Annotated in this window: 14 protein-coding genes and 5 tRNA genes; 1 reads left to right on the forward strand and 18 read right to left on the reverse strand. The window is 53.0% G+C overall.

Annotated features, from left to right (window positions below; genetic code table 11):
• Positions 1-66: 66 nt before the first annotated feature.
• The 15 genes from AC0KVN_RS01895 to AC0KVN_RS01965 all read right to left on the reverse strand — a co-directional run bounded on the left by AC0KVN_RS01895 (position 67) and on the right by AC0KVN_RS01965 (position 6,533).
• Positions 67-450, reverse strand: a complete 384-nt coding sequence (locus tag AC0KVN_RS01895) for a hypothetical protein (protein WP_483655456.1) — start codon at positions 448-450, stop codon at positions 67-69.
• On the reverse strand, positions 447-860 hold the full coding sequence (locus AC0KVN_RS01900) for a hypothetical protein (RefSeq protein WP_483655457.1): 414 nt from the start codon (positions 858-860) through the stop codon (positions 447-449). Before AC0KVN_RS01900 ends, AC0KVN_RS01895 begins: the two co-directional genes overlap by 4 nt.
• A gap of 25 nt (positions 861-885) precedes the next feature.
• On the reverse strand, positions 886-1,668 hold the full coding sequence (locus AC0KVN_RS01905; RefSeq protein WP_483655458.1) for a hypothetical protein: 783 nt from the start codon (positions 1,666-1,668) through the stop codon (positions 886-888).
• Positions 1,669-1,707: 39 nt separating this feature from the next.
• Complete coding sequence (locus AC0KVN_RS01910; protein WP_483655459.1) at positions 1,708-1,950, reverse strand: hypothetical protein; 243 nt, start codon at positions 1,948-1,950, stop codon at positions 1,708-1,710.
• 40 nt (positions 1,951-1,990) lie between these two features.
• Positions 1,991-2,575: a hypothetical protein gene (locus AC0KVN_RS01915; protein WP_483655460.1), complete on the reverse strand. Its 585-nt coding sequence runs from the start codon at positions 2,573-2,575 to the stop codon at positions 1,991-1,993.
• Positions 2,576-2,616: 41 nt separating this feature from the next.
• On the reverse strand, positions 2,617-3,198 hold the full coding sequence (locus tag AC0KVN_RS01920; RefSeq protein WP_483655461.1) for a hypothetical protein: 582 nt from the start codon (positions 3,196-3,198) through the stop codon (positions 2,617-2,619).
• A gap of 3 nt (positions 3,199-3,201) precedes the next feature.
• Positions 3,202-3,720 (reverse strand): hypothetical protein, encoded by a 519-nt coding sequence (locus tag AC0KVN_RS01925; protein WP_483655462.1) that lies wholly within the window; start codon positions 3,718-3,720, stop codon positions 3,202-3,204.
• Between the two features lie 234 nt (positions 3,721-3,954).
• Positions 3,955-4,254, reverse strand: a complete 300-nt coding sequence (locus AC0KVN_RS01930; RefSeq protein WP_483655463.1) for a hypothetical protein — start codon at positions 4,252-4,254, stop codon at positions 3,955-3,957.
• A gap of 837 nt (positions 4,255-5,091) precedes the next feature.
• Positions 5,092-5,167 (reverse strand) — tRNA-Ala (locus tag AC0KVN_RS01935).
• A 17-nt stretch (positions 5,168-5,184) separates the two neighbouring features.
• Positions 5,185-5,257: transfer RNA gene (locus AC0KVN_RS01940), tRNA-Ala, on the reverse strand.
• A gap of 21 nt (positions 5,258-5,278) precedes the next feature.
• Positions 5,279-5,353 (reverse strand) — tRNA-Val (locus tag AC0KVN_RS01945).
• A 22-nt stretch (positions 5,354-5,375) separates the two neighbouring features.
• Positions 5,376-5,453: transfer RNA gene (locus tag AC0KVN_RS01950), tRNA-Ile, on the reverse strand.
• 19 nt (positions 5,454-5,472) lie between these two features.
• Positions 5,473-5,547, reverse strand: a tRNA-Val gene (locus AC0KVN_RS01955).
• 236 nt (positions 5,548-5,783) lie between these two features.
• Positions 5,784-5,993: a hypothetical protein gene (locus tag AC0KVN_RS01960; protein ID WP_483655464.1), complete on the reverse strand. Its 210-nt coding sequence runs from the start codon at positions 5,991-5,993 to the stop codon at positions 5,784-5,786.
• 18 nt (positions 5,994-6,011) lie between these two features.
• A complete protein-coding gene (locus AC0KVN_RS01965; protein ID WP_483655465.1) occupies positions 6,012-6,533 on the reverse strand; it encodes a hypothetical protein in 522 nt (173 codons plus the stop codon).
• A 157-nt stretch (positions 6,534-6,690) separates the two neighbouring features.
• Here AC0KVN_RS01965 and AC0KVN_RS01970 point away from each other — a divergent pair, with 157 nt between their 5' ends.
• Positions 6,691-7,077: a hypothetical protein gene (locus AC0KVN_RS01970; protein ID WP_483655466.1), complete on the forward strand. Its 387-nt coding sequence runs from the start codon at positions 6,691-6,693 to the stop codon at positions 7,075-7,077.
• A gap of 33 nt (positions 7,078-7,110) precedes the next feature.
• On the opposite strand, the gene AC0KVN_RS01975 is transcribed toward AC0KVN_RS01970, so the two are convergent.
• The 3 genes from AC0KVN_RS01975 to AC0KVN_RS01985 are packed head-to-tail and all read right to left on the reverse strand — an operon-like array spanning position 7,111 to position 9,024.
• Positions 7,111-7,305, reverse strand: a complete 195-nt coding sequence (locus AC0KVN_RS01975; protein ID WP_483655467.1) for a hypothetical protein — start codon at positions 7,303-7,305, stop codon at positions 7,111-7,113.
• Positions 7,298-7,717 carry a hypothetical protein gene (locus tag AC0KVN_RS01980; RefSeq protein ID WP_483655468.1) on the reverse strand — a complete coding sequence of 140 codons (420 nt, stop codon included), beginning with the start codon at positions 7,715-7,717 and terminating at the stop codon, positions 7,298-7,300. Before AC0KVN_RS01980 ends, AC0KVN_RS01975 begins: the two co-directional genes overlap by 8 nt.
• Before the next feature lie 23 nt (positions 7,718-7,740).
• Positions 7,741-9,024, reverse strand: coding sequence for an ATP-dependent DNA helicase (locus AC0KVN_RS01985; RefSeq protein ID WP_483655469.1), 1,284 nt, complete (start codon positions 9,022-9,024; stop codon positions 7,741-7,743).
• Positions 9,025-9,218: the final 194 nt, after the last annotated feature.

The raw sequence follows: 9,218 nt of genomic DNA on the forward strand, positions 1-9,218 counted from the left end.
TATGGACCGAACAGGAAAAAGGATGCGCCGGTCCCAACGCACCCTTCCATTGCCGGACTGCGCCGGTCAATATTTTGCTGAGAAATGCTCGTTCACCGCATCCTCGGCGATCTGCATCATGTCATCTGTCGACATGGCCACCCAGTCGATCTGCCCCTTGGCGATTTTCGTCAAGGCGGCGAGAAGCTTCTCCACGTCGGGCTTACTCTCCTCCTCGACGATGTCGCCGAAGAACCAGCAGTTGGGGAGCCGCTCGACGGTCGGCCAGCAATCGCGCGTCTGGAAACAGACGAAATTGAGGTCGGGCGAGTATCCGATCACACGACGTTCCTGATAGGAACGATCCTGATCCGACGTGATGTCGGAGTTGGCCCCCGCGACCATCACGACCGAACCAACGGCCGGGAGTGGGTCACCGGGGAGCCATGGACGCGAGGCGAGCCGGGTCATGCCGCCACCTTCGAGGCCGCAATCACCTTCACGGCAAACTCGACATAGTCGGAGATATACATCTCCACCTCGTTGAAGCCATAGGAATGACCACGATCATAGGCCATGCTGTAGACTGAAGCGAACACCTCGTCATTGACCTCCGGGTGCTCGGCACGCACGCGACTATACCACTCATCGTGGACCCGGCTCCAGAACGCATCATATTTGCGCTTGGCTGCTTTGTAGGCATCCTCATCGACCACCGTCTCGGTCGTCGTGGCACCAGCCGCCGTGGCAGCGGCTTTGTCCGGAAACGTGCCCAGCGCCACGCCCTTGGCATAGCCATAGAGCGTCTTGAAATTGCTCTTGATCGCCATCGGCGGCGCATCGGCGGCAAACTCCGCCTTCACATCCTCGTAAATGCTCATGTCGAATTCCTCAAATCAGCGTTGATCAATCGTCGTCTTCGTCACTGCCCAGATAGACCGTGTCGTAAAATTCCTTGACCCGCGCCGCTCCACCGGTACGCAGTCCCAACATGTCGCGGTCGAAAATCACCCGATATCGATCGACATGTTCCAAACGCAGCAGGTCGGCCTGCTCTTGGTTGGGCGAGAAGAAGAAATTGATATAGTTCCTATGCTCGTCACTCCGGTTGTAGCCCGGCACGGCCATGATCCGGGGCTCACTCGCATCGCCGCGATCGTCGACAAACGTCACGTCGTCGCGCTCGCGCAAAATCGCAATGGCTTTGTCCAGATCGTAGCATCCGTCATGCATCCGAGCTTGGATGTAGTCGAAATATTCAGCCGACGGCAGCAACGTTCCATCCAGACGATGGATGCTGTGGTCGTAGCTGTTGAAGTGCAACAGACGATCCAGAGGCCGACCCTTTTTGAGGGCCGCGAAAACCTTGCCGCTGAGGTCCGTGCGATATTCCGACCGGCTAATTGCCGTGTATCCAAACCGCAGCAATGCATCATAGAGAGCATCTGTCACGAAACACCAACCGGGCAAATCGTTCGGCACAACACCGACACGCAGACGTTCCAGCCCTTCGTGATTGGTCACGCCCGTTTTGCCGTCCGTGACCCCGTCGAGCAAAGCCGTCGACGCCGACGTCTTGCTGTTCCACCGATAGGCGAACATGTCAGGCTTGATCTCGATATAGTCGAACGAGAAAACAGTGGTCTGGACGACTTCGCTGGAACCGTGCTTGATCTTGTAGCTCGACATATCAAATTCCCTTCGTTGATATACCGTCTATACCACCTTTTATGAGGTGTCAACCTCGTCGCCATCGAAGTCGACAACAATCATCGGCATGAGGCCCACAATGTTGAAATCTACCCATTCGATCGCGTCATCGAGCGTGAATTGGGGCATTCTTGCGAAATGGGCTATGAGCAGATCATAGCTGTAGATGGTGCGGTTGTCAGCGGTTACGCCGATTTCGCAATCTTGGAACTCGTCATGGTCAAAGCCAAGGACGATGCGGCTATCGGGGTCGTGAAACATGGCTTCACCCTACGAAGCCCCGCTCCCTAGCTTCAATATTTCAATCGTCCTTCGCTCGGAATACCCATTTGGCCTTGATCGCAGCCTTGTTGAACACGCACATCTGACCGTCGCCATCCTCGTGCGTCTGGACGAATAACGCCTTGGCGTCGCGCCTGATCGTTTTGACGGCCTTGAACATCTTCGCCGCCTGATCCGACCATTCATAATAGTCAGCTATCGAGTAGAGTTTGATCGCGAGGTCACCACCCGGCGTGCCCTCGATCTGCTTTGAGAAATCCGAAGCATTGATATGGAGAATGACGCTCGGGTCGACCTCACAGACAAGGATGTTCTTACCGTAGCGGGCCGCCCAGTCGACCGTGCGCGCCACATAGACACCAAAGCCCCAATTGGCCATACCATCGTAGGTGCGGCGGATGCGGAAGTCATATCCCGTGACGATATGACCGTCCTCGCACTTTTCCGCCACTTCATTCTGGATTTCGATAGGCAGATCGGTCGCATCGACGCGGGGGCCGAAATGACTGAACGGACTGATGCCTTTGTCGTCGACACCACGAAACCAATAGCGGGGGATGGCAATGGACTGGTTTTCGGTGAGCATGTTGATGAGATCGCGCATGGCTTATTTATGCCTAGAGGTCCTAGCGAAATTCGCAGCGATCAGTCTTCCTTCCATTTGAAGACCAATTGGGTGGTGACATAATCCTTATTGAAGACACACATCTGCCCCTGACCGTCCGGATCAGTCTGGACATAAAGTGCTTTTGCGTCCCGCTTTATTTTCTTCACCATATGGAACATGATGGCCGCTTGTTCGCGCATGCTGCTTGTCTCGGCGTAGAGTAGGTTGGCAAGACGACCACCTGCGGTTCCTTCCGTTCGTTGAACAAAATCATGGTGATGAATATGGAGAATGACGCCGGGATCGACCGTCGCCACAATGATATTATCCCCGTAGAATTTGGCCCAGCGCGGCGTCGAGGCGAGATACACACCGAAGCCCCAATTGGACATACCGCTATATGTTCTGCTGATACGGAAATCATAATTCCGGAACAGATAGGCTTCGGTATCAGCCACGGCAGCCACGTCGTCCCGGATTTCATCCGGCAACGTTTCAAAAGGCTGACGGCGACCTACCTGTGATGGTCGGATCGCGTGATCCTCAACCCCACGATACCAGTAACGAGGAATGGATACGGTTGCGCCACTTTCGGTGACGATGTTGATGATATCACGCATGGCTTATTTATTATCATCTGTTGGCGGTGGCACAGACCGATTGCGGCGAGGCAGCAAACCCTTTCGGCTGATAGCCAATCTGCGCTGCATTTCAGCCGCTTTCTCTTGCGCTGCCGCCACACGCTTGGCCTTTTCTGCGTTTTCAAAATCATCGATCCGGCGACCAAACTGGCCCATCATCACACTACCACGAGGCTTATCACGCAATTCTATGTGCATGCTCAATTTCAGTAGTAATACGACGTCGTCATACTGGATTAGATATAGGCATTCCGCCGTATGCGGATCACCTAGATGAATATGCATGATCCCAGTGTTTTGCAGTAGTTCGTCGTCACCATCGGATGCGCGATAAAAACGCTCTTCAAGCCCCTTTCCAGCCTCGATGTTTGTGATGATTTCGTCGAGGATATCCTGCATCGCGTCAGTGACGATCACTGATCTCTGGAGGCCATGGGTTCCGGCAATTTCGACTTTCTTCGGCTTCCGTTCAATTCGTGGTAAGCGAAGTCTATCGAGCATCCTTCCCCCAGAGACGTTTGCGACGCTCTTCTTTCGTCAGGCCAGATACTACCGTGGTGCTACCCTTTTCGGCGCGCGCAGCAAGACGCATCAGTTCTCTCACTGACGGATTATCGAGAAGCGGGTCGTCCCGCTCAACAGGCAACGTTGCCTCGCCCACAATATCCTCGTATCGCAAATTTACTCTCCCCATATAGCAGTTTCTGACGCGGAAACAACCATTCGCCACGTATACTATTTATATGGAGCGGTGCGCGGATTTGCAGCAGGACCCAACACTTTGTCCAGCCACCAATCCGGAACCAGCAGGTCGGGGTCCTCATAAAGCTCCCAAGGCCAGAGCGTCCGCCACATATCTTCACGCCATTGCGCGACCGCGACGTCCATCCACTTTTTACCCACGGCGAACCCATTGTCAGGCGAGATCGATCCCTTCCCCATGCTTTCGAACTCATACAGTTCGAGCAGAGCGGTATCGTCGAAATTCAGGCAATCCTTCCAGTGACGGGCAAAAAACTCATAGATCGGCACCATCTTTCTGAAATTCTTACCAAGCTTTAGGCTTCCCGCTGTGACATTGCATCCTCCTTACAATCATTTACTTCTATTCATTCGATCAACTCGATATGTTCTGCCGTTACCTCGATTGAGGCTACCGAAATTTGCGGTTAATGAGTGGCAGTTCGGGCAGAGAACTCTCAAATTTTCTGGGCAATTATTCTTATAGTTGCCATCCCGATGGTCAACCTGAAGCGGAATGCGACCAGTTATCGGATGAACCTCGCTCCATGCGCATTTGCTGCACTTAAACTGAGCCTGTTCGATAGTGTGCTCTCTTGCCCACATAGAGAGTTCACCATTTGCTAGCGATCCCGTAGCTTTCCCCGATATCCAATCCTCAACCAACTTTTTGCGTCTCGCCGCGAAGCGCTCTCGTTCCTGCGCCTTCGAGCAATCAAGGCTACAGTATTTGAATTGCTTTTGCTTCAGTGGCGATGCACAACGCCGACATTCCTTTGCACACAGCCTGTTGTTATTCTGGCGGCACGATAATCTGGATCGCTCCCGCAGCTTATTCGAAACTTTGGCAGCACACGACTGTGAGCAGTAGCGATGCTTGTTTCTGACTTCATAAGGAATGATCGCATCACATAAAGGCTCCGCACATGGTGTTCCATTCGCTTCGTAAGCTTCCCTAGCTGTTTTTCTAACATCTACATATTCGGTAAACTCTGGATCATACTTCCGCCTGTGCTTGAAAAGGACATCAGATCGGGAATAAGATTTTGGAGGATTACAGCATTGACAGACATAAGATTTTTCCATCGATTATTTATCATGATCGATGGAGTTATGGTTTCTTGAAACAAATGGTGGAGCCTATCGGACTCGAACCGATCGCCTTATCCCTGCCGAGGATACGCTCTCCCTGATGAGCTAAGGCCCCATTGTTGATGATAACCGTGGAGGATATCGGGCTCGAACCGATCTCATCTTCCGTGCAAGGGATGACTGGGTTCCCATCGGCCCATCCCCCTCTCACGGTTATCAACAAAAATGGTAGCTCCGGGGAATTCTGCCATCCCGACCTTTCCCGTGTAAAGGGATTGCGCTACTTCTGCGCCACGGAGCCACACCTCATTCAATCTACAAGTTGGTTGGGATGGGCGGATTTGAACCGCCGACCACCGGTTTATCGGACCGATGCTCTGACCAAGCTGAGCTACACCCCATCAACCAATTCATATCATCTGGTGCGACCTATAGGATTTGAACCTATGACCTTCCCGAAGTCAGCGGGACGCGCTACCACTGCGCCAAGGTCGCATCACATGATTATCCCGATCAACCCTACCGCCGTGCAGTAGCCGATCAGAACCTAACAGAAACCAAGGTTCCTGTGCTGCGACTGAGAGAATGGACTTATGGGGATTTCTTCCCGGCGTCCGATCTCTCGGACGCATAGAACACGTCCGAGGTCTAGGCGACCACGATAATCGCGGCGGCTGCCGCGACAATTGCCACAGGGGCGATAATGGAGGGACGGTTGTTCATGTTTTTATTTATACAAATTGCTCGTTTCGAATGTCAACAATTAAAAAATCGTTTTTGCGCTTTTCATCAAACGAGGTATAGCCGTCGGACTTGATGAAGGACATTTGATGTTTACCGAACAACTTCTCCCCGTGTGGCCCAATGGTTATTCCCTGCTCAGGCTCGAAAGCGATGAAGGCGAATGGACCATCTTCCCGATCGATAAGAGCGCGGGACAAGAAACCTCCCGCATTGCTTCAGTAATATGGGTTCAATCCCATACGCAAGCGCCGACGCGCTCGTAACGCAGTCTCGCGAATCAACTCCGGGTTCCTACGCAAATTAATCATAAACTCCCCAGAAAGATGCTTTGGCTTAACAGATATGCCACCAGTGATTTCCACAATATCGCAAACCATGCGCGGGTCTTTGGCGAATCTAAATTTATGCAAGTTGTCTGATTTCGGCGTAATGCAAGTGAGACGTCCATCAACTTCAATAACAGAATGGGCGACATATATCGCCTCATCTACCATCCATCCCATAACCTGCTTGCTAGATTTAGATGGGTCGAGGCGCGTGTATGCAGCAGTGTTTTGATGACACTCATTGGGCTTCATCCGCATCCATTCGATTACCGAGCGCGAAGCGGTAGACACCTCCACGATAGGCAGATTATCGACATAATCGACCAAATCACGTTCATGCTGGCTCATAGGGCGTAGCGATTGCTGCAACTGCTCCAACAGGAACTTGTTCTGTTTAATTTTGCTAGTCATATGACCATAAATCGCAACCGACCATCGCAACGCAATTTTAATCGTCAGATATGAGGTTTTATGCCACCTAACGCGTCAAAAATGACCAATTAACTGCCTTCCCCGGATGCTTCTGTAACCGGAGCTAAATACCCCCTACTACCTTAGGGGATGAAATATGCGTGAATATATCGACACCATCAACAAGGCCTTTCTCGCCGAAAGCGTCGAACCGATGGTTGCTGAAGAAATCTTCGATGACATTGAAGTCGTCGAAAATGCCGAAATCGTTCAGGAACTCGCCGGTGACGACGATGCTCTATCGGGCACTCTCGACGCCCGCGCACTGGCCAAGCTTCTGCCGGAAGTGGATAAGCTTGATCCGTTCGTCAGCGCCGTCCGCAAGGTCCTACGCGGCAGCATCGAGACCCTCACCATCATCGAGCGCACCCAGTTGTCGAAGGGCTTCATCTCCCTTCTGCGTGACAGCAGTGAGATGACTGTGAAGGCCATGCAGCGCCTGAAAATGGTCCACAAGGACGAAGCCGCCAAGGACGAGTTCTAATAGGTCTGGGGCCACGTCCGCGTGGCCCCGCCCTTATGTCACACTGATCGAAATGTGTGATGCCAGCGTGCTCGCCAACACGCCCGCCGCCCCGATGAAAAACAGCCCTATGACCGCTCCCGTGCGGTTCTTGTCAAAAATCAGGCTGGCCACGATAATACCGAAACCGGCATAGGCAAACCACATCGCGATCAGACCGAGCGCGACCATTCCAAGCACCTCAAACATCGCCTCCCTCCTGATCGCGCATCCACTTTGCGATCGCTTCATGCTCTGCGGCTGTGCCGTCATTCTTTAAACGGTTGGCCTTGTAGGACATGATCACGATGTTGCCTTTCACATATCCGCGCGAATTATCAATTCGGTCGAGACTGTAAGCCCACGGAGATTGCTCACCATCTGATATAGTTAGAGGCTCGTGGAATACGGGGCATTTTGACGGCAATGGAGAAAGGTCCTCGACGGTCAAGTCAAATTCCCATCCTTTTTTAGCGGCGCGCGCCTTCGCACGCCGCCACATAGACCACTCCGGTTTCTTACGGTAATGGACCTTCATCCATTCGTTAATGCAGATGCGACAACGCGCCTGACAACCATCTTTTGCGCGACGGTCTGGCGGAAAATCCGTCAGGTCTTTCATAACCTGACACTTCGAACACGTTCTCATTGGCAGACAACGATCAATTGCTCGGAGGCACGAGTAGCAGCCGTATAAAGCCAATTGGTGGCGTCATCCCTGAACACTCTGCTCTCATCATGAACAATGACAGAGGGCCATGCAGAGCCCTGCGCTTTGTGACACGTCATCACCCATCCGAAATCGACGTGATGGTGCTTTTTCTGGGCAGCGAAGCGCGCCTTCTTGTCGACCGAGGCATAGTTCTTCGTGCGGCCGATATGCTCCTCAAACAGGCCCTGATAGGCCGTCACGACGTGCCGGGCTTCATCCTCATCCTGAAGATGGAGTTTGAACGATGCCTTACCATCTTCGAGATCGGGGTGATCCCGCATTGAAGTGACATGTGCGCCATTGATCAGGCTTGGGATCGTCTTGGAATTCTTGCAGACGATCAGCGGCTCGCCCATCTGAGGGGCATTGCTCTCAAAACCAGCCATGAGACGCAGGCACTGCGTGATGTCCCAGCGCGTGCGGTTCATACCGCAGATGATCTGCGCGGTCCGATCCTTGGCGAACGTGTATTCGTCATCCTTGGCCCGGATGATCTTGAGCGGACCGTAATCCCCGAACGGCATCTGCTCGCCCATGCGCACGAGATGGCTGTAGAGGATGATCGGGTTGTCCTTGGCCTGACGGTGGATTTCCGTCAGCAGGGCGTCGGGTTTACCCACACACAGGCCGGGCTTGTCATCAACCGGCTGAAGCTGGCCGGGGTCACCGATCGCGATGATGCGCACACCGAAAGATTTGAGGTCGGCCGCAATCAACTGGCCCACCATCGAGCTTTCGTCGACGACCACCAGACGCGAATTGATTACGGTGCTATCTGGGTTGAGCCGGAAGCTCAGATCGTTGATGTCATAGGCTTGATTGAGGTTCTGCTCCAGAAGGCGCACCTTGGCCTGAAGTACCTGATTGTTGGGCTGTGCGCGCAGGAACGACAGCGTCTTGGCCAGTTCCATCTCAAGCACTTCAGCCTTGAGCAGCTTGGGCTGGTAGATTGCGCGGTGGATCGTGGCAACCGAGGCGACCAATCCAGCGGCCTCCAGCTTCCCACGCACCACGCGTGCAGCCATGGCAGTCGGTGCGCACAGAGTGATCTCTTCAGCGTCGAGGCCCAGTGCATCGATAATCGCAGGGATCAAATAGGACTTACCGGTTCCGGCCAGTCCACCCAAGTAGAAAACCTGCTTACCCTGCGGGTCATTATACCAATTGACGATCTCTTTGATCGCGTAATCTTGCTGCTCAGATAGATTGAAGGTCATGTCGCGACAGTAGTGATCGCGAATACTCGAAGGCTATATTATTCTTTTGACCATTTTGGCGAAAGTAAAAAGGCCGAGCATCTCTGCGCGGCCTTTTTTACACTGTTGCGTCGACCGTTATTTTATCACCATAGAGATAAGATAACTCAGCAACGAATGGCTCCCAATCATCTGGGCATTCCCGTGGAAAATCC

This window comes from Sphingobium sp. SG1, assembly GCF_057063145.1.